We start from the raw sequence: 25,609 nt of genomic DNA, 5'->3' as shown, positions 1-25,609 counted from the left end.
AAATGAAATTTCGATTAATAAAAAAATTCTATTGATGTTATATTTGTAATATCTCAACTATTTATATTAATTTAGATAACTATTTACATAATATTCCTATTAGTTCTGAAATTAGGTATATACGTGTGTTTTAAGTATACATTTAGCTATTTTAAGTAAAAGTGATATTTTGGTAAGTAGTGGATAGTGGCAGAAACAATTAATTAATTAACCTAACTATGATGAAATTTTCCTATTGTGGCCAGACGTTGTCTGGTCGTTTTAAAGCTCTTTACTCCAAAGGAAGGGCTCTTTCTCTTAAATGCTGCCAAATAAGTTTATTCTTAATGCTACTGGCAATTACCAGTGCCGCTTATGCGCAGGAGGTGCCTGTTACCGGAAAAGTGACGGACTTAAAGGGCGCCGGATTACCGGGCGTATCAATCACAGTAAAAGGAACTACAAAAGGTGCAAACTCTGATATGGACGGAAATTATACTATTTCCGCCGAAAAGAACGGAACACTGGTATTCAGTTTTATAGGTTTTACGTCGAAGGAAGTTGTCATTGGAAATCAATCTAAAATTGATGTATTGTTAAGTGACGATGTTAAAGCACTTGAAGAAGTGGTGGTGGTTGGATATGGTACTGCAAAAAGAAAAGACGTAACTGGATCTGTTCAATCAGTATCTTCCAAAGATTTTAATGCGGGTATTAACCCAAATCCACTTCAGGCTATTCAGGGCCGTGTTGCCGGTCTGACAATTACGCAACCCAATGGTGATCCAAATACAAGTCCTACGGTTCGTTTGAGAGGTTATACTTCTTTGGCTGGTGGCAGTGATCCTTTGTACGTGGTGGATGGTATCATCGGTGTTCCAATTGCTACAATTTCTCCAACGGATATTGAATCGATGGACGTGTTGAAAGATGCTTCGGCTTCTGCGATTTATGGTTCACGTGCTGCAAATGGTGTAATTATCATCACTACAAAACGTGGAAAGTCAGGTAAAGCGACTGTAACATTCAACAACTATGTTGGTGTAGATGTGATTTCAAATAACCTGAAATTGCTTGATGGGCCGGGTTACATTGCTGAGGTTACACGTATTAAAGGAGCAGCTTCATTGGCAGATTCACAACGTTTTCCAAAAGATGCGGCAGGAAACAACTATAATACAGACTGGTGGGATCAGATTTCGAGAAGAGGAGTTACCAACAGCCATGATTTAGCAATTTCCGGTGGGTCACCAACATTCTCTTATCGCGGATCGATCAACTATACAAACCGTAACGGTATTATCAAAAACACAGGTTTCGATCGTATGACAGGTAGGATTAACCTGGATCAGAAAGCTTTGGATAACCGTTTGAACATCCAGTACAGCCTTTCTTATACGAATACAAATTCCGATTTGACAGACAATGGTATTCTTGCCAACGCAACGCTTTTCCTTCCTACATTGCCGGTTAAAAATGCTGACGGAACAAACTATGAAATTCCAGGTGCATTCGATTTGAACAACCCGGTAGCGATGCAGCAAAATGAAATTTTCAAGCGTGAAAAAAATGTATTGGTTGGGGGTGTGAATATGAAATATGAATTGTTCAGCGGTTTCGTGGTTGGTGTCAATGGAGCCATCAAAAATGATCAGGAGGTAAACAGCCAATCGAGAGACAGATCTGTTAAAGCATTCCAGATTAATAACGGATTGGCTTCAAGAGCTCTTGCAACAATTAATGATAAACTTCTTGAGCTTACTGCTACGTATACAAAAGGCTTTGGTGATAAAGGAAGTAATTTTTCAGTACTGGGAGGTTATTCTTACCAGAATATTATCAATGATGGTTTTGGTGCAAACAATACACAGTTTGTTGCAACAGGTCTTGGGTATAACAACCTTGGTCTTGGAGCAGGATCGTTGATTTTACCAAGCACTTCTTATGTTAGTTCTTACAAAAACAAAACAACGCTCGCTTCCTTCTTTGGACGTGGTACTTTGAACGTAAACGAGAAATATAATCTTACTGGTACATTACGATATGATGGCAGTTCGAAATTTGGTGCGAACAACAAATGGGGTTTATTCCCGTCGGTTGCAGGGGGATGGACAATTTCTGATGAATCATTCTTTCCGAAATCAAATGCATTTAATTATTTAAAATTGCGTGCGAGCTGGGGTAAAACAGGGAACTCCGAAGGATTGGTGCCTTATCAGTCTTTGCAGCTTTATGGTCCTACAACATCTTATTATGACGGTAGTATCAATAACTTCCTTCCAGGTTATGCAATCACGCAAAACACAAACCCTAATTTGAAATGGGAAGTAGTTCAGCAGGTTAACCTTGGTTTGGATTTCCAGTTTGTAAAAGGTCGTTTTACGGGATCTATTGATGTGTTCAATAAGAAAACCGAAGACATGCTTTATAAATATTCAGTTCCTGCGGATGGGGTTAAATATTTTACAAACTTTATTTGGGCGAACGTTGGTTCGATGCGTAACAAAGGTATTGAGCTATCCTTCGGTGGAGCTGTAATTGAAAAAGACAACTTTAACTGGACAAGCCGGGTTGTTGGATCTTACATTAAAAACTCAATTATCAGTCTGAAAAGTAATGACTTCGATTCTGGTATCGTTCGTTTTAATGCATTTGGTGGCCGTGGTCTTTCGAACGTTTACGCTTCGATCCTGACCCCTGGTTTGCCTTTAGGTTCTTTCAATAACGTAGGTCATTTTGCTGGATTTGATGATAAGGGACAAATGTTACTTCAGGGAAAAGACGGTGGAGCTCCTGTAACTAACCCGGCTGACGCACAGGTTGGGTTTAAGGATAATCCACAGCCTTATATTACTGGTGCATGGGTAAACAGTTTCCGTTACCATAAATTTGACATGAGTTTCCAGGTGCGAGGTGTTTTTGGTAATAAAATCCTTAATAACTTACGTTCAAACCTTTCGATTCCAGGTTCAATTCTTGAAACGAACATGTTAAAAAGTGTAAGTGAATTACCTGCTAATTTCAGTACTAATGCTTTATCGAGCTACTGGTTAGAAAAAGGAACTTATGTTCGTCTTGATAACTGGCAAATAGGTTATAACCTGTCTTTAGATAGTAAATACCTGACTAACGCAAGGATTTATCTTGGTGGTAACAACTTGTTTATCATTACTAAATACAGAGGTGTGGATCCGGAATTGGAAGTAAAAGGAGATTTGAACAACAGTACTTCTGCGCCTAACAGTCTTGGTTTGGATGCAAGTGGTATTTATCCTAAAACACGTTCTTTCCAATTGGGTGTTAATCTGACGTTTTAAGTAATAAACTTTGAAAAATAATTGGTTTTGATACAGTTCATCTTATCAAGATTTTCTCTGACCAATAAATACACATTGAAATGAAAATTAACTTTAAGCATATTTTATTTGGCTCTGCACTATTACTTGCGGGTCAATCTTGTACCGACTTAACCGAAACAACATACGACGTAATTCCGACAGATCAGTTTGGTTCTACTGCTGCTCAGCAAGCAGCTTTACTTGGACCGCTCTACAGCTCTTTGGGAGATTATTTTGGACGTTACGCTGAACTAAATACAGTTACTGACGAACAGGTAATTCCAACCCGCGGAGGTGACTGGAAAGATGGTGATGCATGGAAACGTCTAAAAGAACATAACTGGACTCCGACCGGAGATGACGACAAGTTCAACGGTATGTGGACCTGGTGTTATAACAGTATCACTTCAATTAATCAGCAATTAGGTAACATCACTGAACCTGCAACATTGGCTGAGTTACGTGTGTTAAGAGCATACTATCACTACATTCTGTTGGATCATTTCAGAAACATTATCATTGCTGAAAAAGTAGGTGGAGAAGTTCAGACTCAAAAAACAGGTGCTGAAACAGCTGCCTGGATTGAAAAAGAGATTAAAGAATCTTACCCTAATCTTAGTGCAACCGCTGGTGGAGCGTACTATGGACGTGTTAACAAATATGTTGCAAATATGATCCTAGCAAAACTTTATCTGAATTCAGAAGTTTATACTGGTACAGCAAGATGGGCAGATGCGAAAGTTCAATGCGATACGGTTATTGCATCAGGGAAATATGTATTATCTGCGGACTTTTTCAGTAACTTTGCTACACAAAACCAGGCTTCTAAGGAAAATATCCTTGCAGTTCCTTATGATGCTTCGAAAAGAGGTGGTTTTAACATGAACATGAGAACTTTGCATTATTTAAGTCAATTGACTTATAATACACCACAAGCTCCTTGGAATGGATACTGTACTGCAACAGAGTTTTATAATTCGTTTGCTGAAACAGATGGCAGAAAGAAAATGTGGATCGTAGGACAGCAATATTCTTCTGATGGTAAGCTACTTACTGATGATGGCAAACCATTTATTTTCACACCTGAAATTCCAGCTTTTGAAATGCCGGCAGGCCCTGTTGCACGTTTGGCAGGAGCAAGAAGCCAGAAATATGAAATTCAAAGAAATGGTGCCTCCAGCGATCAGGATAACGATTTCGTCCTGTTCCGTCTTGGAGATACTTACCTGATGCGTGCAGAGGCAAATCTTCGGTTGGGAAACACAGCAGCTGCGATTGCAGATGTTAATATTGTAAGAGCCCGTGCCGATGCTACGCCGGTTACGAAACTTTCGTTAGATGATATGCTTGCAGAAAGAGGATGGGAAATGGCCTGGGAATATGTAAGACGCCAGGATTTGATTCGTTTCGGTCAGTTTAATAAAGCCTGGATGTTTAAACCGGCTTCACCGGCTTTCCGTAATATCTTCCCGATTCCATCCACCCAACTTTCATTAAATCCAAATTTGAAACAAAATCCAGGGTATTAATTTTTAGGTTTAATTGATATAAATCTTAAAGTAATTAAAACAGGAGTAAGCTTGTTAAGCTTACTCCTGTTTTAATTTAAATTTGTGGTACATTATGTACTGTAATAATGAATATAGGATATCGGCTAATGATCAAATATTTTTATAGACAACTAATCTGGGTTTTTAGTATTTTCATATTTTTTGGTTGTTCTAAAAAAGAAGATAAAGAAAATCACCTATTTCAGGAAATGACAGCTGAAGAGACGGGCATTTCTTTTGAAAACACAATTACCAATACCGACGAATTCAACATCTTTAATTACCGCAATTTTTATAATGGCGGTGGAGTGGCTATTGGTGATATTAATAATGATAACCTGCCCGATATTTACCTGATTGCTAATCAGGGAACAAATAAGCTTTTTCTAAATAAAGGAAATTTCAAGTTTGAAGATATAACCGATAAGGCCGGCGTCGCCGGAACAAAATCATGGAGTACAGGTGCTACTTTCGCCGATGTCAATGGAGATGGTTTGCTGGATTTATACGTCTGTAATGCAGGTAAATCCAAAGAGCGGGCAAACGAATTATTTATCAACAAAGGAAACGGAACATTTGTTGAAAAGGCAAAAGAATATGGCCTGAACGATCAGGGATATTCTACACACGCAGCATTTTTTGATTTCGACAGGGATGGAGACCTGGACATGTTTTTGCTAAATAATAGTTTTACGCCGGTTGGCCGACTGGGCTATGCCAATTTACGTAGTCAGCGGGATAAAGAAGGCGGGCACAAATTATTCAGAAACGATGGAGCACGCTTTACAGATATTAGTGAAGCTGCCGGTATTTATGGCAGTTTGATCGGATTTGGTCTTGGTATTACAATCGGCGATGTTAATAATGACAACTGGCTGGATATGTATATTTCCAACGATTTTTATGAACATGATTATTTATACATCAACAACCATGACGGGACTTTTACTGAATCCATTAAATCCGCTATGCAACACACAAGCTTGTCCTCAATGGGGGCGGATATTGCGGATATTAATAATGACGGGAAACTGGATATTTATGTAACGGACATGTTACCGGCAACAGATCGAAGACTTAAACTAACTTCAACTTTTGAAGGCTACGACTTACAGGAACTGAAAGTTTCAAGGGACTTTCACTACCAGTACATGCAAAATACGTTGCAATTAAATCAGTCGGGAGCTCCGGATGGAAAAATCTGGTTTAGTGAAATTGCACGTTTTACCGGTACACACGCCACAGACTGGAGTTGGGGAGCACTTATTTTTGATATGGATTCTGACGGCGAAAAGGATATTTTCGTTGCCAATTCTATCAATAAAGATTTAACAAATCAGGATTTTGTTTCTTTTTTGGCAGATCCTTCCAATATCGCAGAAGTAAGCCGGACCAGGACATTTGATTACAAAATGTTCCTTGATAAAATGCCTTCGGAACCGCTGGCTAATTACGCTTTCAAAAATAATGGCAATTTATCTTTTGCCAATAAGGCAGCTGAGTGGGGACTCGCTACACCTTCGTTTTCAAACGGCTCAGCTTATGGAGATTTGGATAACGACGGGGATCTTGATTTGGTTGTAAATAATGTAAACAGTCAGCTGTTTATGTACAAAAATAAATCCAATGAGCGGAAAGATTTTCATTATATCAAATTCAAACTAAAAGGCGAGCAGGGAAATCTTGATGCAATTGGTGCCAAAGTTTATGTGCATCAAAAAACAAGAACGCAGATGCTTCAGCAAATGCCGAATAGGGGATTTGAATCTTCTGTTGATTTGCGGCTTGTTTTCGGTCTCGGTAAAAATTCGAAAATTGATTCAGTAACGGTACTTTGGCCGAATGACAAAGAGTACGTGATTAAAAATATCACTGCTGATTCCATGTATGTCCTTAGCCAGAAAGATGCACAAATACCATGGAAAGCGGAAAGTGAAAAGGGGAAAGCGAAATTTAGTGAAATAACTGCGGGCGGAATAGATTTTACTCATAAGGAAGCAGACTATGTTGATTACAACCAAAATCCATTGATCAAACAAATGTATTCCCGTTTTGGCCCAGCGTTAGCAGTAGGTGATGTTAATAAAGACGGATTGGATGACGTATACATAGGGGGTGCAATTGGCCAAGGCGGAAAACTTTTCATTCAGAAAAAGGACGGGAACTTTACGGAACAAACACCCAAAATATTTGCAGAGGAAACAGAACTGGAAGCCTCGGATGCAGTTTTTTTCGATGCTGATAATGACAAAGATCTGGATTTACTGGTTGTTTCCGGTAGCAATGAGTTTAAGGACGACGATGTGATATTATTGCCGAAATTATATTTGAATGACGGAAAGGGCGGTTTTACCAAAAGTACAGGATTGCCTTCTCTCAAAATTAACGCTTCCTGTATTGCTATCGGGGATTATGATATGGACGGTGATAACGATGTTTTTATCGGATCAAGGTTGAAATCCGGTCAGTATGGAATTGATCCGGCAAGTTATTTGCTTACTAATGACGGAACCGGAATTTTCAAGAATTACACGAAAAGATATATTCCTCAGATTGACAAATTAGGAATGGTTACCGACGCTACCTGGGCGGATCTGGATGGAGATTCTTACCCGGAATTAATTGTTGTTGGCGACTGGATGCCGGTTATGATCTTTAAAAATCAACGTAATAAATTGGAACTTCAATCACCGGATATCTTTAAAAATGCCAAAAACGAAATTGAAAAAACCAATGGCTGGTGGAATACGGTTGACGTTTCTGATATTGATAATGACGGAGATTTGGATATTATTGCCGGAAATCTCGGACTGAATTCCCGTTTGAAAGCAAGTCAGAAAATACCAGTGGAAATGTATGTCAAAGATTTTGATCATAATGGTGTGGTGAAACAAATTATTACTTGTCCGGATGAAAGCGGTACTTCTTATCCGATGGTCATGAAACCAGATTTGCTTCGTGCTATGCCTTCGCTGAAAAAGAAATTTGTGAAATACGAACAGTACGCGGGCAAAACGATTGATGAAGTAATTGATAAAAAAGATCTTGAAGATGCGGTCGTGAAAAAAGTGTTTACCGCTGAATCTGCTATTTTGCGAAATGATGGGAAAGGCAGCAAATTCACTTTTATTCCTTTACCAACACAAGCACAATTTTCTCCAATTAACAGCATCATTTCTACGGACTACGATCATGATGGCCATGTGGATTTAATAGTTTCAGGAAATTATTATGATGTGCTGCCGGAAATCGGAAGATATGATGCTATGAAAGGTCTTATACTTCGTGGTACAAAAAATGGTTTTGAAGTAAAATCGCCTTCTGAATCCGGGTTCTGGGCTGAGGACCAGGTGAGAACGATGAAACAGTTAAAACAGGGGCAAATTGTTTTAGGAAAAAATAATAGTAAAGTGCAGGTTTTTAAACCTGTTGTTAAAAAATAAATTGCGCTTAAACAGTATCAGCACTTACTGATATTGAAATAATAAGTATAAGGAATTAGTTTTTGAAGTAAAATGAAGAATTTAAATCTGGTTGTAATTCTGATAGCAATGCTTGTATTTCAGGCTTGTAAATCAGAAAATAAAAGCAAAGAAAATGCATTATTTGAAATTAAAGATTCAACCGTAACAGGTGTTAATTTTATCAATAAGGTAGTTGATACCGAAAAGGTTAATTTGATGGACTATCTCTATTTTTATAATGGGGGTGGTGTTTCTACGGGTGATATTAATAACGATGGATTGGCAGACGTATATTTTGTTTCGAATCAGGGAAAGAACAAATTATATCTGAACAAAGGCAATTTCAAGTTTGAAGATATCACAGAAAAGGCAGGAGTTGCAGGTTTTTCAGACTGGCAGACGGGTGTTACCATGGCGGATATTAATGGTGATGGTTTACTGGATATTTATGTTTCTGCGGTAGGTAACTTTCGTGGAATGGAAGGCGCAAATGAGCTTTACATCAATAACGGAAATTTGACCTTTACCGAAAAAGCAGCGGATTACGGCCTCGACTTTACAGGTTTTTCCACGCAGGCTGTTTTCTTTGATTATGACAAAGACGGAGATCTTGATTGTTATTTATTGAATCACGCAGTCCATACTTCCAGAAGTTATGACCGCGTTAGCACCCGCCATTTGCGAAACAACGAAGCAGGTGATTATTTGTATGAAAGCCAGATAAGTGATCAAAAAGCAGATCCGAAAAAGCCGGTTAAATTTAAGGACGTTAGTGCCAAAGCTGGTATTTATGGTGCGGCAATGGGTTATGGTTTAGGCATTGCAGTTGCGGATTTAAATAATGACGGCTGGGATGATATTTATGTTTCCAATGATTTTCATGAAGATGATTATTGCTACATGAACAACGGAAATGGCACATTTACCAATAAAAGCAGTGAAATGCTTCGGTATACAAGTCGCTATTCCATGGGAAATGACATTGCCGATGTGAATAATGACGGCTTCCCGGATATTATGACACTGGATATGTATCCGGAAGATGAAACGATTGAGAAATCATCGATTGGTGAAGATCCGCTAGATATTTATTTGTATAAACTTTCCTTCGGTTACATGCCTCAGTTGAGTCGTAACTGTTTACAGATCAATATGTCAGGAAAAGGTTTTATGGAAATTGGTGCAATGGCGGGTGTTGCGGCTACGGATTGGAGCTGGTCGCCATTGCTGGCAGATTATGACAATGACGGGATTAAGGATTTATTTATTAGCAACGGTATTGCGCATCGTCCTAACAATCTGGATTATGCAAAATATGCCGCCGACGATTCTTTAAGATATGCGACTGAAACGTCGATGGAACTGGATAAAAAAGCTTTGACGCTAATGCCGGAAGGTAAGGCTCATAACTATCTTTTCAAAGGAACGAAGGATTTAAAATTTCAGAATAAATCGCTTGACTGGGGATTTGAAACGCCAAATATTTCGAATGGAGCGGCCTATGCAGATTTGGATAACGATGGTGATCTGGATCTGGTAACCAATAATTTAAATGAACCATCGGTATTTTACCAAAACCAGGCAAACAGGCAGCCGGAATCTGGTTATTTACGTGTCAAACTGGAAGGATATCCTGGTAATACTTTTGCCATCGGTGCCAAAATTGTGGTCAAAACAAAGTCTGGCCTGCAAATGCAGCAACTGTCCAGTACAAGGGGATTTGAATCATCCAGTGAGCCATTGATTCACTTTGGTACGGCTAAGGAAAAAGTGCTTGATAGTCTTATTGTTGTTTGGCCAAATCAGAAAGTACAGGTTCTTACTCAGGTAAAAACCAATCAGCTGGTCAAAATAAAATATGACGGATCAGGGAAATTGGCTGAACCGATTGGTCCATGGATCGTGAAAAAACCGGATCAAAAGTTATTTGAAGATGTTACCGCGAAATTCAAAATTCCTTATAAACATGAAGAAAATCGTTATTTTGATTTCTACCGGGAAAGTCTGATGCCGTTCCTGATTTCTTCCGAAGGTCCAAAAATTGCCGTCGCGGACGTGAATGGAGATGGTTTTGAAGATTTTTATGTAGGCGGGGCCAAATGGCAGATTGGCTCCCTTTATCTGCAAAAACCGGATGGTAAGTTTCAATTAAGTCCGCAAGCGGATTTTAGGGCAGATTCTACTTTTGAAGATATTGAAGCCGTATTTTTTGATGCAAATAGAGATGGTTTTAACGATCTCTATGTCGTGTCAGGAGGAAATGAATTTTATGATAAAATGCCCCAGCAATTTGACCGGCTTTATTTCAACGACGGGAAAGGGAATTTCAAAAGAGATGCAAACGCTCTTCCGCCGATGTTTGATAATAAAAGCTGTGTAAAACCTTTTGATCTTGATGGGGACGGGGATCTCGACTTATTTGTAGGTGGACGCGTTGTAGGTTTTCAATATGGAATATCGCCAAATTCCTATATTTTGGTTAATGATGGGAAAGGTTATTTTTCTGATAAAACCGATCAATTGGCACCGGGACTTAAGAAAATAGGAATGGTTACCGATGTAGTATGGGCCGATTTGGACGGAGACAAACAAAAGGATTTGGTCGTTGTTGGTGACTGGATGCCAGTTACCGTTTTCTTAAATAAAAAAGGAACTTTAAAATCAGATAAATCCAGTAAATATACAGCACCTCCCGGTTTTTGGCAATGTGTAAGCGCAGCCGATTTTGATAGTGATGGAGATATGGACCTGGTTGTAGGAAATCTTGGAAGCAATAATAAATTCCAAAAACGCCCTGATTCTCAGTTGAAAATGTGGGTAAAAGATTTTGATAATAACCTGGGGCTTGAACAAATTTTGGCTTATAGTGTAGGAGATTCTTGGTATCCGGTTGCTTTTAAAGATGAACTGGGAAAACGGATTCCATCGATTATCAACAAGAGGTTTACTGATTACAAATCGTTTGCCGGAAAAACGATCGATGAGATTTTTAAACCCGAAGAATTAAAAGATGCCAAACTTTTAAGGGTTGATAAATTTGAATCGGTTTATCTTGAAAATAAGGATGGAGGATTTGCAATGCATGATCTGCCGTGGGAAGCTCAGGTTTCAAAATTATTCACTTTTGCAATTTCTGATGTGAATGGTGATGGAAGACCGGATATTTTGGGTGGCGGAAATTATTGGGGCGTAAGTACTTATCAGGGGCGATATGATTCGAGTTATGGTTTGGTTTTGATCAATAAAGGAAAGGGGAGTTTCGAGTCAGTTTCTGCTGTTGAAACCGGTTTTAGGCTGGATGGTGAAATCAGAGATATTAAATCTTTAAAAACAAAAAACGGGCCGATGTGGCTTGTTGCCAGAAATAATTTGCCTTTGACGATGATTAAGCCAGTCTCGTTGAAATCGGGGAAATAAACGGATGATTGGATCTGTCTGTTTTATCATGGACAGAAAATAAAGCAATAAAATTCATTGGTTAATCTTGAATTGAGTTCCGCTTATGCAGTTTTGCGCCCATCAGATACGGAATTTTTTATTACACGGACAAAGGGTGTTCGTGCTGATAAATGTTTTGTGGCTGGCGGGTTGTAAGGAAACTTTCGCCCCCATTGGTGAAAGCCAGGAAGTAATTGTGCCGTTTTCAATTGTCTCTGTTTTTCAAAATGCAGGGTCATCTGCCGGGAGTATTCAGTTAAAACTTCCGAAAAATTTTACCGAGGATTTTAAAATAATTCTAACATCCAAAACAGGGACTTCAATTGCGCTGAATGCTGGAACTATCGAGGTTATTGCCAATTTTAATCTAAGAAATTATACCGTTAGTCAGCTCAATACCGGGGAAGATTATACATTAACGCTCAATTATAAAGACGAACAAAAAAACACTATTACAACCAGCCGTCATTTTATAGCCAAGCAAACTTCGACATGGAAAATGCTGGCTCATGCACCTATCAATTCCGGGGATTATACTGGAGCTGCATTACTTTCTCCATTGTTTAATTCTCAAATCGCAATTTATCGCTATCAGAATGATATCAAATGGGACGTATTAAAATATGATGGAAAATGGTTGAGTTCTGAAAGCAGCTTACCACTTCCAAGACATAATGCAGTAGCTTTTCCGTTAGGGCAAGAAGGTGGCCGGGAACTTGTGTTTGTGGGCTTTGGCTATCTCACGGACGAAAATTTGCCAGATAAAAGGGCATATCTGAATGATTTCTGGTGGGTTCCAAGTATTAGTTACGTTGGTCAATCTGCCGGAGTGGTTTTTCCTACATTTTCTGGTGTCGACAGGCGCGTTAAATTCTTTTTGACTTTTGATAATGTATTCATGTTGAAAGAAGATTTTACCGGTGCTATGGAATCCATGGATGTTACCTGGGATAGGAAAGATCGTCAGCCGTTACCGGAACAAACCGGAAAATTGGCAACTTTTACAATCAGTGGAATCGGGTATGTGATAAATCAGATATCCGGCCAGTCGCCACATGTGTATTCGTATGACCCTGCTATGGACAAATGGGAAAGAAAAGCGGATTTTCCAGGGATTGCACGGGTGGAAGGAAGTGGTTTTTCTGCAAATGGAAAAGGTTATTTTGGTTTAGGGATTGATAAAGATGGCAATGGGTTACGGGATTTATGGGCTTACGATCCCTCAAAAAATAGTTGGACATATCATTCTGATTATCCCGGACAAGGCAACCGCTATCTGATTGCACTTTCTGATAAAACAAAAGCATATCTCGGCTGGGGTTATGAAACCCGGGCGACGGAAGGATCTGTTGTTAAACAACAGATAGGATGTACTGATTTCTGGGAATTTAATCCATAAATAAATGGCGAAAGCGGTTCTACTTTTATTTCTCGTTTTCTTATGCTTTTCCTGTGTGGACGAGGTGCAGCTGCCGGCCAGATCTGTCGAATCCCGCCTGGTTGTGGAAGGATTGATAACCAACGAAACGCCGCCTTACACAGTAAAGCTTTCTTATACAGGACAATACAATTCGCTGATTTACGGTCAAAATGAAATTCCGGTCGACGGAGCTGTGGTCAGTATCACTGAGATTGGAGGACGAACTGTCGTTCTTGACCAGGATGCGTTGGCACCATTATTTTTCTGGATGCGGGATTCTACTTTTCAGGGAAAACTGGGGAAAAGCTATCAGCTTCGTGTGCAGCTTGTTGATGGGAAAAGTTACATTTCCGAGCCGGATGTTTTAAATGATGTTGCTGCAATAGATAAAATTTACGCCGAATATCGTAGTCGGGCAGAAGGAGATGTCTACAATCCGGATTATTACGATGTTTTACTGGACACCAAAGATCCCGCTGCTACCGGGAATTATTATCGATGGTCAGGTTACGGTTATATTCCAAGAATTTCGACCGGCGAGCCCGTTGGTATGAGTGTCTGCTGCAAATGGTGCTGGATTCCATCCTATGGATCTGTCACAGACGTTTTATCTGATGCTTTGGTTAATGGAAATACCATTAGCCGCAGACTCGTTTTTTCTTCCCCGATTTATTATGTTGGCCGGCATTATATTGAAATCAGCCAATATTCTCTAACCAAATCTGCCTACCAGTTTTGGGTGAAATTTGAAGAACAACGAAAAAGAAACGGATCTCTATTTGACCCCTTGCCAGCGTCCATTGAAGGAAATGTGCATCGCGAAGATGATCCTAACATTCTGGCACTTGGATATTTTGGTTCTTCTGCAATTAGCAAACGAAGACTGGTAATTCCGGGTGATACTTTAAATCTTGCCCGGCTGGAAATCAAATATGATGATGTTTTTATCAAAGAAGGCAATTGCCAACGGGTTTATAGTCAGGGGCAACTTTCACCACCGAGCTGGTAATGGAAAAGTTTCTTTCAACATATTGGTTTCAGGTAAGATTGGGAATATTTCTGGTCTGTCTGCTATTACTATCGATATCAGGATTTAGTCAGGGGAACTGGATTTTAAAAGGCAGAATTCTGGACAATTCCAGCGGCAAAGGAATTCCAAATGTTTCGGTTTTTTCAAGAATATCAAAATCAGCAACGATTACAGATAGTTTAGGGAATTTCAATTTAACCTTAAAAGCAGGCGAACAGTTGGTCACTTTTTCTTCTGTCGGCTATTTTTCCAAAAATCAAAACATCACCTACAAAGAAATTTTATCGGGATTTGAATTAAAACTTTTGCCTGAAATCCGGCAATTGCAGGAATTAACTGTAAAAGAAAAAGCACCAGACGATAATGTACAATCCAGCCAAATGAGCGTTACCAAACTGGATATGAAAAACCTCCGAAATATTCCGGTGGTTTTTGGTGAAGTGGACGTTATCAAAGCCTTGACTTTACAGCCAGGGGTCAGTACTGTCGGCGAAGGAACTTCTGGTTTTAATGTACGCGGCGGGAGAACAGATCAGAACCTGGTTTTGCTGGATGGTGCGCCGCTTTTCAATACTTCTCATTTACTAGGTTTTTTAAGTAATGTCAATGCCGACGCAATTCGGGATGTTACATTGTATAAAGGTGATATTCCGGCTTCTTATGGCGGTCGGCTTTCATCTTTATTAGCAATTAATACACGTTCGGGAAATAAAGAACGAATCAATCTGACAACCGGTGTTGGACTAATGACAGCCAGTTTGATGGCTGACGGACCGATTTCCAAAAACAAAAAGCTTACATTTTTGGCAGGTGGAAGAATTGCTTATCCTAATTTTTTAATCAAACGTTTTCCGGCTCCAACCAATGAAAATAGGGCATTTTTCTTTGATGTAAATGGCCGGATTTCGTATGAATTTTCTCCAAACAGTATCGTTTCCGCTACTGCTTATCATAGCAAAGATTCATTCAAATTTCCGGGGGATACAACGTATGGCTGGCAATCAACCACAGGTACGATTAATTGGAATAAACTTTTAACAAGCGCACTTTCTTTCCAGATTGGTGCCAATATGAGCCGGTACAAATTTGTGCTTAAAGGTATTGCGCCAACGAATGAATACAAATTTCAATCGGGGATTAACCAATATGATGGTCATATAAAAGTATTATGGTCTCCCTCTCCAACTCATAAAATTGAAACAGGTTTGATTGTAACCCGGTATGGACTTTCGCCTGGAAACCTTGCTCCGGTTTCAGAATCAAACATTACAAGGATTAATCTGGAAAAAGAGCAAGCGATTGAGGAGGCAGTTTATTTGTCGGATGAATGGAATCCTGTTCGCTGGTTGTCTATAAATGCCGGGATCCGGTATGTGAATTTTAACAATGTCGGAGCTGGAACTGTTTTTCAATATGATACCAATATACCTCGAAGCGCAGAATCGATCACGGATACTCTTTCATATGGAAAAGGAAAAAAAATTGCGGGTTTCGGTGGATTTGAACCAAGGTTATCTCTTCGGATTAATACAGGAAAGACGAGTTCGTTTAAAGTCAGTTATACCAAAACGCGCCAGTACATTCATTTAATTTCTAACACAACAGCGATTTCTCCGGTTGATTTCTGGAAGCTGGCAGACAATTTTGTTCCGCCACAGGTTTCAACACAAATCGCTGCGGGTTATTTCAGGAATTTTCATGATAATATGTTTGAAACATCGGTTGAAGTGTATAGTAAAAAACTTCAAAATTTAGTCGAATACAAAAACGGAGCGACCTTACTTTTAAATGAAACCCTTGAAGCAGATCTTCTGTCGGCTCGTGGAAAAGCTTATGGTATAGAATTCAGCGTTCAGAAAACAAAAGGAATTGTAACCGGGTTAGTTTCTTATACATATAGCCGCACATTTGCTAAAGTTAATTCAAATTTCCCAAGCGACCAGATTAATAAAGGTGCATGGTTTCCGTCTACCGTTGACCGGCCAAATAATATCTCTGTTTCAGCGCAATGGAAATGGACTAAGGGCTGGACGTTTGGGACAAATTTCGTTTATATCACAGGTCGTCCGCTCACTTTTCCTGACGGTACTTACCATTTAAATGATGTTGTTGTCCAGGATTATTCTTTGAGAAATAAAGACCGAATTCCGGATTACCACCGGATGGATATTTCTTTTACAAAAGATACCCGCAAGAAAATTGACCAGAAACGCTACACACTTTGGTCTTTCTCTTTTTATAACATTTACGCAAGAAAAAATCCGTATTCAGTTTATTTTAAACAAAGTGGAACAAGACTGGTTAGTTATCAATTATCCGTTTTCGGGACGATTATTCCTTCAATTAACTGGAAGTATTATTTCTAAAATAGTTATCAATGTATATATAATTATTAATATTTTATTTATAATTAATAATTGTTAATTTGAGGTTACAATTACTTCAACCTTATTAATAAAACTTACTGTCATGAAAGCATCTGTATTCGTGTTCATCGTGTTTTTAACTATTACTTTGGGATCTTGTAAAGAAAAAGAAGATGCAGGACCGGACTTAACATCACAACTGGTAGGCGTTCGTAATACAGATTACCTGATACTTAATCAGGATGATAGGTCAATAATTGCTCAGGCCAAGTTAAATGCAGCCAATAGTATTATAAAATTTTCGAAGAAAGATAATAATACTTTACATGTTCAAATAACACTCCATGATTCTAAGGTTGAGGTTCAGGAAAGTTTTGAAGCCGTTGTAACTGAAGACAAAGATAAGTCCGATCATTTTGGAAGGACCGGGTTGCTTAATAATTATCGACTTGTCTATAAAAATGCAAAAGGTCAGGAATATAATACCGGAATAAGCCTATACAAAAGCGGTAACGTTATTGGTGGGTTATCTTATGCAGTTGATAAAAAAGATCTGATGATGAGTTTTGGATATTAAAATTCATTTTACTTCTATTCTGTCATTATTGTGATAATTTCAGAATAGAAGTAAATAATTTTTACATACTCTCCGTTTTTCCCCCATCCACAGGCAAATTCACCCCACTAATACTTCCCGCGGCCGGACTGCACAAAAAAGCCACAGCAGCTCCAACTTCCGAAGCTTCGCTAAATCTTCTGATCGGGATTTGAGATTCCATTTGATCGGAAATTTCCTGAACTGATTTTCCCTGAGATTCGCTTCGCATACCCACAACCGCATTCAATCTAGCCGTTTTTGTAAAACCTGGCAACACATTATTGGAAGTGATTCCAAACGGCCCAAGTTCAAGTGACATCGTTTTTGACCAGCTGGATACTGCTCCGCGAATTGTATTTGAAACGCCCAGTCCAACAATCGGCTGTTTGACAGAGGTACTGATAATATTTACGATTCTTCCAAAACCAGCCTTTTTCATACTTGGAACAATAGCCTGCGCCAATATCTGATAATTCACAACATGCATCTGAAATGTTTTGATAAACTGATCGGTTTCTGCATCGATGATCGGTCCGCCAGCAGGGCCGCCTGTGTTATTGATAAGAATATGAACGTCAGGGCAAAGTCTTAAATATTCCTCAATCGCATGTTTTACATTTTCATTATCGGAAAAATCGGCCACTATATAACGGTGCAGTTGATTTAAAGAAGTATCCAAAGTTTCAACAGCTTCTCTAAGCGATTCTTCATTTCTGGCCATAAGCGTCACATTTGCGCCCATCAATGCCAGTTCAACCGCTGATGCATAGCCAATTCCCTGCGTGCTGCCACAAACAATGGCCGTTTTTCCTGTTAAGTCAAGATTCATATTTTTTTAATTGTTAATTATTAATGGTGAATTGTTAATGTAAGAGGAGTGGGAGAGATGGTTAATTTAGTTAAAATATTATTTTTTTATGCATGATTATATTTTTTGTGATTATGCTCATCGCATTAACAATTAACCCTTAACAATTAACAATTAACAATTACCTTTGCGTTTTGTTTTTCGATTGCCCAAGTCTTGTAATGTTTACCGTCAAATATTGACCAATGTCTAAAAAAATCCAATCCGCTCTTATCTCTGTATATTATAAGGACGGTCTTGAACCGCTTGTTCGCGTTTTACATGAAAATGGTGTAAAACTTTATTCCACAGGTGGAACGCAAACTTTCATTGAAAACCTGAATATTCCGGTTACCGCAGCCGAAGAGCTTACCGGTTATCCATCTATTTTTGGTGGAAGAGTAAAAACTTTGCACCCGGCTATTATGGGCGGAATTTTGTATCGTCGCGATGATGAGGGAGATGTAGCGCAGGCGGCTCAATATAATATTCCTGCAATCGATATGGTTGTGGTGGATTTGTATCCTTTTGAGGAAACCGTTGCTTCGGGTGCCCGAGAGGAGGATATTATTGAAAAAATTGATATTGGAGGTATTTCTCTGATTCGTGCTACGGCGAAAAATTACAAGGATACGCTGATTGTTTCTTCCCGTAATCAATATCAAAGTGTTGTAACGCTGTTAACTGAAAAGTCTGCAAGTACGGATCTTGAAGATCGTCGCTGGTATGCAGGAGAGGCTTTTGGTGTTTCTTCACACTACGATGGCGCGATTAACAATTATTTCCTTTCAAAAGATTCAAGTGCTGATGATGCGCTGTTTAACTTTACAAAATTGCCGTCACAAACACTTCGCTACGGGGAAAATCCTCATCAAAATGCAGCGTTCCACGGTGATCTTGACAAAATGTTTGACAAGCTTCACGGCAAAGATTTGTCATATAACAATCTGGTAGATGTTGATGCATGTATCGGTCTGATCGATGAATTCGCTGGTGCTGATCCAACATTTGCGATCATAAAACATACCAATGCTTGCGGTGTTGCTACCGCTGGTACTGCAAAAGAAGCTTATTTGAACGCTTTGGCTTGTGATCCGGATTCTGCTTTTGGCGGCGTTGTGATTACAAATGTTAAGGTTGATCTGGCTACGGCAGAAGAATTGAACAAACTTTTCATGGAAATTCTGATTGCTCCTGACTTCGAAGAAGATGCATTAGCATTGTTGAAATCTAAGAAAAATAGAAATTTATTGAAACGTAAATCTGTGGATCTTCCGGGAATTATGTTCAAAACAATATTAAATGGTGTATTGGTACAAGATAAAGATCTTGCGACCGAAACAGCGGAACAAATGACAACGGTAACTGAAAAAGCGCCAACTGCTAATGAGCTGGTTGCTTTGGAATTTGCTTTGAAGGTTTGTAAACATACAAAATCAAATACGATCGTTCTTGCCAAAGAAAACCAGCTTTTCGCCAGCGGAACAGGACAAACTTCACGTATTGATGCGCTTCGTCAGGCTATTGAAAAAGCGAAACATTTTGGCTTTGATCTGCAAGGAGCGGTAATGGCTTCCGATGCATTTTTCCCATTCCCGGATTGTGTTGAAATTGCGACGCAGGCTGGAATTACGGCGGTTGTACAACCGGGTGGATCTATCCGTGACAAAGATTCTATTGCTTATTGTAACGCAAATGGTGTTGCGATGGTTACTACCGGAATTCGTCATTTCAAACATTAATTTCAATTTTAAGCACGGCGTTTCGTTCTTTTTGAAACGTCGTGTTTAAAATCAATTGTATTAAAGATTGCCTCATTGAAAACCAACTCATTATCTGAATCCCGTCTTGCCGCTCTTGGCAAATTTCTTCTGATCGGGTTGGTTTTAGTTATTCCGGGTTATTTTTTCCTTTATCCTCAGGTTCTTCAATGTCAGATTATTGGTCTTTCAAATTTTGAAAAGGTTAACGATTATATTTATTCCAGTCCTTCCCTTGAACAAAATCGGCGCAAGAATATACTTGGCGTGATCCAAAAAGCAGAAATGCGGATTGATTCATTTTGGCTGGGAAAACAAGCGAAACCTAAATTGATTATTTGCGAAACTCCGCAGGAATATCAAAAATATTGTCAGAGTACGGAAGGAGCGGGATGCAGTTTAGGTACGCCCTGGGGACAATCCTATGTGATTTTAAATGCACAGGGTTTAAATGTGGATGTAATAAGTCACGAAATGTCTCATGTGGAATTGCTGGGTCGTTTGGGCTGGTGGAAAACGACTATGGATATTCCGCAGTGGTTTAATGAAGGAACGGCGCTCATGCTGGACAGACGTTTTGTAAATAATCCTGATTCGTTCGGCCGGTATTTTGATTATATGGATGAATGGCTTTATCAAACCGGCGGCGGACAAAATATTCTTGAACTTAAAAGCATCGCTTCCGTTAAAGGGTTTTTTAACGGTGGTCCAAAAGAAGTGATGCTTGCGTATATGAGTTCCGGGCTTGAAATATCTTACTGGCTGGCTTATTGCGGACAAACAGGTTTGGTAAAACTGGTTTCTGACATGAAAAGCGGTAAATCCTTCGCAGAAAGTTATCGTGATCAGGAAAATAAAGCAAAGCAAAAGGACAAGTTGAAACTCCCTGATAATCCACTCCGTTTGCCGGATTCCGTTAAAATGGATGAGTAAAGCGGCCTCTTATTTTATTTGTTTATCTGTTTTTAGACATCAATAATAAATAAAGGCTGACAATAGTAAGGAACATGCTTTTTTTACTTGCACTATTTTTCGAAAATAGTGTACCTTTCGGATTGAACAGAAAATCGCTTATCCATTCATCTAATATTGTATATTTGAAATGCAACAGTTACAAACCCTGGATTACATAGTATTCTTCTTTTACTTTATTCTGGTATCGGGTTACGGGTATTGGATTTACCAACGAAAAAAATCAACTACTGAATCTACACAAGACTTTTTCCTGGCAGAAGGATCGCTTACCTGGTGGGCAATTGGTGCATCTCTGATCGCGTCTAATATTTCCGCAGAACAATTTATCGGGATGTCCGGTAACGGATTTTCCATGGGTTTGGGGATTTCAACCTATGAATGGATGGCAGCCGCTACGCTTATTATCGTCGCGGTTTTCTTTATGCCGATCTATTTGAAGAACAAAATTTATACTATGCCTCAGTTTTTAAGTCAGCGATATAATCCAACTGTGAGTTTGATTATGGCGGTTTTCTGGCTGGCTTTGTATATTCTGGTGAATCTTACTTCTATTCTTTACTTAGGTGCGCTGGCAGTTTCCGGTATTTCGGGATTGGACTTCACTTTCTGTATGATCGCTCTGGCAGTTTTCGCCATTATCATTACAATCGGCGGGATGAAGGTTATCGGTTTTACCGACGTTATTCAGGTTTTCTTTTTGATCATCGGTGGTTTGGCAACAACTTATCTGGCTATTAATCTGGTTTCAGGTGAAAATGGTATTGATGGTTTAATTAGCGGAATGAAAATGATGCGTGAAAATCATGACGACCACTTCCACATGATCTTCCGTAAAAGCAGTCCTTTCTATATGCAGCTACCCGGCCTTGCGGTTTTATTGGGTGGTATGTGGATCGTGAATTTGAACTACTGGGGATGTAATCAATATATTACACAGCGTGCATTAGGGGCAGATTTGAAAACGGCGCGTAATGGTATTTTGTTTGCAGCAGGTCTTAAACTTTTGATGCCAGTAATCGTTGTTTTACCTGGTATCGCTGCTTATGCACTTTATAGCAAAGGTCTTTTCCAGGCTGAAATGTTAGGGGCAGACGGAACAATTAATCCGGATAAAGCGTATCCTGTACTCTTAAATCTATTGCCTGCTGGTTTGAAAGGTCTTTCCTTTGCTGCTTTAACAGCGGCGGTTGTTGCTTCACTGGCTGGAAAAGCAAACAGTATTTCCACGATTTTTACGCTGGATATTTTCAGAAATTATATCGGTAAAAATGCTGACGAAAAGAGATTAGTTTGGGTTGGACGCTGGGTTGTAGTAGTTGCGATGATTCTTGCGATCGTTGTATCTCCTTACATGGGTATTGATAAAAAAGGTGGTTTCCAGTTTATTCAGGAAATGACCGGTCTTCTTTCGCCGGGGATTTTCGCCTCGTTTATTATGGGCTTCTTCTGGAAACGGACAAACTCTGCAGGTGCATTATTTGCTATCGTTGGTGGATTCCTGATTGCTTTGGCAATGCACAACAATTACTTTCCATTTGCTGACTGGACGCAAGTTCCCTTCCTTGACAGAATGGGATTGGTATTCCTGATTTGCGTAGCCGTTATGTTTGTTCTTGGACTTGTATTGCCTGATGAGAAAAAAGGATTACAGATTGATGTTTCGATGTTTAAGCCACATCGCAGTTTCGTGATCGGCGCATCATTTGTTATTGCTATGATCGCAATCCTATATTACCATTTCTGGTAAGATAGAATTTGAAATAAAACAAAACAGGCCTGGAAATTTCCAGGCCTGTTTTGTTTTATAAAAGAAATGAAAAGCTTATGCTATTTCTTCTTCGATAATTGTAATTTTCTGGATTTTATCTCCCTGACGGATCAAATCAATCGTGTCAAGTCCTTCAACCACTTTACCGAAGCAAGTATGGTTCCCGTCCAAATGGGCAGTATTGTTACGGCTATGGCAAATAAAGAATTGTGATCCACCCGTGTCACGTCCTGCATGAGCCATAGATAAAACGCCGCGTTCGTGATGCTGTTTTTCAGCTTTTACTTCACATTTAATTGTGTATCCCGGACCTCCGCGTCCTGTTCCCTGAGGATCTCCGCCCTGAATCATGAAATCAGGAATAACGCGGTGGAAAATTAGTCCATCATAAAATCCTTTTTTAGAAAGATCTACAAAGTTTTTCACTGCAATAGGTGTCTCCTCATCGTAAAATTCGATAAGCATAGTACCTTTATCGGTGATCATTTCGGCCTTTGTCATATTCGTTTGACTGGTATTTGGTAAAAAATAAATGAAGTATTTTTATACAACTGAATTGTATATCATAACAAATGCAAAGAAAAGCATATTGCAGTCTTTCTTTGCATTGTAACGATCATATAACCAAAGAAATTAAGAATCAGTTGCTACTCTTGCCAATTGTTTTAAATCCGGTTTCAACTCGGAAAGTTTTTTCTCTTCCCTTATCTGCACCATTTTATCTAAAACATCGCCGCTTCCCCATTCCTTGCTTCTTTTAGGATTGGAAAACCACTCTTTGACTGCTATTAATTTATAAATGTACTTAGTTGTTTCTGCGTTTAACCGAAGCTTAAAATAGTCATCTTTATTTTGTGAGTTCATTCGGTGCTGAATGTGCGTTGGTCCTGCATTGTAGGCAGCTGCTACAAGTGTCCAGGAACCAAGCTGGCGGTGAAGTCCTTTTAAATACTTACCTGCTGCGTGGGTGGATTTAACAAGATGTTTGCGATCGTCAACCGTTCCATTTACGGTCAAGCCAAGTGATTTGGCTGTTGCGGGCATTAGTTGCCAGTATCCTGATGCTCCTCTGTGTGAGGTAGCTTCGTTGCTCATGGCACTTTCTATGATTGGAATATATTTAAAGTCGGAAGGTACTCCGTACTTTTTAAGGATGGGCTCAATAATTCGCATCCTTCTTTCTGCGCTTATCATCAGTTTACGAAAGGAATCAGTGTCGTAATTTCTGATCATGTTCTGGTACCGCTCGGCTATGCGCATTTCCGTAAGAGGCACCTTTTCGCCACAAAAATTGATGGCAAGAAGGTTGGAGTTGATTGTTAGTTCAGACTTCAATTCCTTCTTTTCTACCTTCAAGTTGCTAAGAGAAAATATCCCCATTGATGCAATTGAGAAGGCAATAAATATTAATCTAATCATCCATGTTTAATTTCGTTCAACATAATTTTCGGTGGTATTCCACGGGACAAAGATAACGCTATTGAATTAATAATATTTCATTTTAGGGTAAAAAGTTGATTTATAGGTAATTGGGTAATTTGGAATTAGCACTAATTTAAGTTGATGTAATTTTGGATTCTGAATGCGTTCAAAAATAATTTATAGGTTTAAATTAAATTTAAAGAATAATCATTGGAAATCACCGTAGGATACAAAATGAATATTTAGTGGTAAAAATTGAACTATATAAAGATCGAATCTTAAATAGTAATATCAGAAATAATTAAATTTTTCATTTTTCTATTTTACAAACCCCAATCCGGCCTTCTTTTTTCTTACAATTTATCTGAAATGGCCCGGTTTTGGAGTCCATTTTCGCTCATAAAATTGCCTTTCGTTCAGTTTATAAATAGTAACTTGCATAGTTAGACACAGCATAAAAAAAATGGTCACAGTAGAAGAAGCGAAAAAAAGAATTACAGCCAATGCTATTGCGTTGCCGACAGTATTAAAACCGGTACCGGAAGCTTTGGGATACGTATTGGCAAAGGATGTATTGGCCAGTTTATCCCTTCCATCTTTCAGGCAATCTTCTATGGACGGTTATGCAGTTTTACACACCGATGTTAGTAATGAAAATATTATTTTGCCAATTGTTGCGGAATCCAAAGCAGGTGGAACTTCTAAGTTGTCCCTGAAACCAGGAACTGCGATCAGGATATTTACCGGCGCACCGGTTCCGGCAGGTGCCACGGCTGTGATTATGCAGGAACGCACTTCTGTTGAAAATGGCAATGTGATTATAAAGGAATATCCCGTTGCGGAGAATTTGAACGTCCGCAATATCGGGCAGCAAATCCGGGAAGGTGATATCGCTTTGGCTGCCGGAACTTATCTTTCGGCCGGAGCCATTGGTTTTTTAACAGGGTTGAATGTTCAGGAAGTTGAAGTATATCGCAAGCCGAAAATAGGAATTTTAGTAACGGGCGACGAGCTGGTAAAAACGGGCGACGCATTAGGCGATGGACAAGTGTACGAGTCAAATTCTGCCATGCTGGTTGCAGCGTTGACAAAAGAAGGAATTCACCAGGTTGAAATTATGTATGCCGAAGACGATTTGGCGTCAACAATCAGCAGTCTGGAATTAATGGCAACACGAAACGATGTCATCATGGCTACCGGCGGGGTTTCTGTCGGTGATTATGATTATGTTGGTAAGGCTCTGGAAGCGATAGGTGCGGAGACGATTTTTTACAAGATCAGACAAAAACCGGGGAAACCTTTGCTGTTTGCAAAAACGCAGAAAAATCATTTTTACGCGCTTCCTGGAAATCCCGCTTCGTCTCTGGTATGCTTTTATGAATATGTTTTGCCCGCGTTAAGATTGATGTCAGGGCGGAAAGATCATTTTTTACCTTCTTTCAAGCTGCCGATTTCACACGCTTATTCTTTTAACGGAGAAAGGGACGAATTTTTAAAAGCAAGTGTTTCTAATGCACAGGTTACTTCTCTGGAGGGCCAGGAATCTTTTGCTTTGCGTTCTTTTGCGGTGGCAAATGCATTAATATATCTGCCCGTTACCCAGCAAAATGTTTACGCAGGTGATCTTGTAGAGGTACATTTATTGCCCTTGTAA

Annotated in this window: 15 protein-coding genes; 12 read left to right on the top strand and 3 right to left on the bottom strand. The window is 39.2% G+C overall.

Translation table 11 applies throughout. The features are described 5' to 3' along the window. Positions 1-326 precede the first annotated feature (326 nt). From FDK13_RS05285 to FDK13_RS05250, 8 genes are all read left to right on the top strand, one after another. Entirely contained in the window at positions 327-3,296 is a 2,970-nt protein-coding gene (locus tag FDK13_RS05285) for a SusC/RagA family TonB-linked outer membrane protein (RefSeq protein ID WP_229215912.1), read from the top strand. 80 nt (positions 3,297-3,376) lie between these two features. Further along, positions 3,377-4,846 (top strand): RagB/SusD family nutrient uptake outer membrane protein, encoded by a 1,470-nt coding sequence (locus tag FDK13_RS05280; protein WP_137338945.1) that lies wholly within the window; start codon positions 3,377-3,379, stop codon positions 4,844-4,846. 230 nt (positions 4,847-5,076) lie between these two features. Beyond that, the gene (locus FDK13_RS05275; RefSeq protein ID WP_229215911.1) at positions 5,077-8,310 is read left to right on the top strand and encodes a VCBS repeat-containing protein; all 3,234 of its coding nucleotides are present in this window, start codon (positions 5,077-5,079) and stop codon (positions 8,308-8,310) included. 72 nt (positions 8,311-8,382) lie between these two features. Then, positions 8,383-11,748 (top strand): VCBS repeat-containing protein, encoded by a 3,366-nt coding sequence (locus tag FDK13_RS05270; RefSeq protein WP_137338943.1) that lies wholly within the window; start codon positions 8,383-8,385, stop codon positions 11,746-11,748. Between the two features lie 136 nt (positions 11,749-11,884). Continuing rightward, the gene (locus tag FDK13_RS05265; RefSeq protein WP_170982712.1) at positions 11,885-13,168 is read left to right on the top strand and encodes a Kelch repeat-containing protein; all 1,284 of its coding nucleotides are present in this window, start codon (positions 11,885-11,887) and stop codon (positions 13,166-13,168) included. Positions 13,169-13,172: 4 nt separating this feature from the next. Further along, a complete protein-coding gene (locus tag FDK13_RS05260) occupies positions 13,173-14,198 on the top strand; it encodes a DUF4249 domain-containing protein (protein WP_137338941.1) in 1,026 nt (341 codons plus the stop codon). Beyond that, positions 14,198-16,585, top strand: a complete 2,388-nt coding sequence (locus FDK13_RS05255; protein WP_137338940.1) for a TonB-dependent receptor — start codon at positions 14,198-14,200, stop codon at positions 16,583-16,585. Before FDK13_RS05260 ends, FDK13_RS05255 begins: the two co-directional genes overlap by 1 nt. Positions 16,586-16,688: 103 nt before the next feature. After that, positions 16,689-17,162 carry a hypothetical protein gene (locus FDK13_RS05250; RefSeq protein ID WP_137338939.1) on the top strand — a complete coding sequence of 158 codons (474 nt, stop codon included), beginning with the start codon at positions 16,689-16,691 and terminating at the stop codon, positions 17,160-17,162. A 61-nt stretch (positions 17,163-17,223) separates the two neighbouring features. On the opposite strand, the gene FDK13_RS05245 is transcribed toward FDK13_RS05250, so the two are convergent. Next, positions 17,224-18,012, bottom strand: a complete 789-nt coding sequence (locus tag FDK13_RS05245; RefSeq protein WP_137338938.1) for an SDR family oxidoreductase — start codon at positions 18,010-18,012, stop codon at positions 17,224-17,226. Between the two features lie 224 nt (positions 18,013-18,236). Here FDK13_RS05245 and purH point away from each other — a divergent pair, with 224 nt between their 5' ends. The 3 genes from purH (at position 18,237) to FDK13_RS05230 (ending at position 22,512) form a co-directional block, all read left to right on the top strand. Next, positions 18,237-19,772, top strand: coding sequence for a bifunctional phosphoribosylaminoimidazolecarboxamide formyltransferase/IMP cyclohydrolase (gene purH, locus FDK13_RS05240; RefSeq protein ID WP_137338937.1), 1,536 nt, complete (start codon positions 18,237-18,239; stop codon positions 19,770-19,772). Between the two features lie 75 nt (positions 19,773-19,847). Further along, on the top strand, positions 19,848-20,723 hold the full coding sequence (locus tag FDK13_RS05235) for a hypothetical protein (RefSeq protein ID WP_181956143.1): 876 nt from the start codon (positions 19,848-19,850) through the stop codon (positions 20,721-20,723). Positions 20,724-20,892: 169 nt separating this feature from the next. Next, entirely contained in the window at positions 20,893-22,512 is a 1,620-nt protein-coding gene (locus FDK13_RS05230) for a sodium:solute symporter family transporter (protein ID WP_137338936.1), read from the top strand. A gap of 75 nt (positions 22,513-22,587) precedes the next feature. On the opposite strand, the gene FDK13_RS05225 is transcribed toward FDK13_RS05230, so the two are convergent. Beyond that, positions 22,588-23,034 carry a peptidylprolyl isomerase gene (locus FDK13_RS05225; protein WP_137338935.1) on the bottom strand — a complete coding sequence of 149 codons (447 nt, stop codon included), beginning with the start codon at positions 23,032-23,034 and terminating at the stop codon, positions 22,588-22,590. Between the two features lie 132 nt (positions 23,035-23,166). Next, the gene (locus FDK13_RS05220; RefSeq protein ID WP_137338934.1) at positions 23,167-23,952 is read right to left on the bottom strand and encodes a lytic transglycosylase domain-containing protein; all 786 of its coding nucleotides are present in this window, start codon (positions 23,950-23,952) and stop codon (positions 23,167-23,169) included. Between the two features lie 466 nt (positions 23,953-24,418). Between FDK13_RS05220 and FDK13_RS05215 the strand changes: the two genes are divergently transcribed. Further along, a complete protein-coding gene (locus FDK13_RS05215; protein WP_137338933.1) occupies positions 24,419-25,609 on the top strand; it encodes a molybdopterin molybdotransferase MoeA in 1,191 nt (396 codons plus the stop codon).

The organism is Dyadobacter frigoris, from assembly GCF_005280585.1.
GTDB lineage: Bacteria > Bacteroidota > Bacteroidia > Cytophagales > Spirosomataceae > Dyadobacter > Dyadobacter frigoris.
The sequence above is the reverse complement of the archived record's forward strand: the minus strand, read 5'-3'. Positions and strand labels throughout refer to the sequence as shown.

Excerpts from the sequence above, each read along its gene's own strand:
- FDK13_RS05280 (WP_137338945.1), top strand. The coding sequence starts at position 3,377 with ATGAAAATTAACTTTAAGCATATTTTATTTGGCTCTGCACTATTACTT.
- FDK13_RS05270 (WP_137338943.1), top strand. The coding sequence starts at position 8,383 with ATGAAGAATTTAAATCTGGTTGTAATTCTGATAGCAATGCTTGTATTT.
- FDK13_RS05230 (WP_137338936.1), top strand. The coding sequence starts at position 20,893 with ATGCAACAGTTACAAACCCTGGATTACATAGTATTCTTCTTTTACTTT.
- FDK13_RS05250 (WP_137338939.1), top strand. The coding sequence starts at position 16,689 with ATGAAAGCATCTGTATTCGTGTTCATCGTGTTTTTAACTATTACTTTG.
- FDK13_RS05245 (WP_137338938.1), bottom strand. The coding sequence starts at position 18,012 with ATGAATCTTGACTTAACAGGAAAAACGGCCATTGTTTGTGGCAGCACG.
- FDK13_RS05225 (WP_137338935.1), bottom strand. The coding sequence starts at position 23,034 with ATGACAAAGGCCGAAATGATCACCGATAAAGGTACTATGCTTATCGAA.
- FDK13_RS05275 (WP_229215911.1), top strand. The coding sequence starts at position 5,077 with ATGACAGCTGAAGAGACGGGCATTTCTTTTGAAAACACAATTACCAAT.
- FDK13_RS05220 (WP_137338934.1), bottom strand. The coding sequence starts at position 23,952 with ATGATTAGATTAATATTTATTGCCTTCTCAATTGCATCAATGGGGATA.
- FDK13_RS05215 (WP_137338933.1), top strand. The coding sequence starts at position 24,419 with ATGGTCACAGTAGAAGAAGCGAAAAAAAGAATTACAGCCAATGCTATT.
- purH (WP_137338937.1), top strand. The coding sequence starts at position 18,237 with ATGTCTAAAAAAATCCAATCCGCTCTTATCTCTGTATATTATAAGGAC.
- FDK13_RS05285 (WP_229215912.1), top strand. The coding sequence starts at position 327 with ATGCTACTGGCAATTACCAGTGCCGCTTATGCGCAGGAGGTGCCTGTT.
- FDK13_RS05255 (WP_137338940.1), top strand. The coding sequence starts at position 14,198 with ATGGAAAAGTTTCTTTCAACATATTGGTTTCAGGTAAGATTGGGAATA.
- FDK13_RS05260 (WP_137338941.1), top strand. The coding sequence starts at position 13,173 with ATGGCGAAAGCGGTTCTACTTTTATTTCTCGTTTTCTTATGCTTTTCC.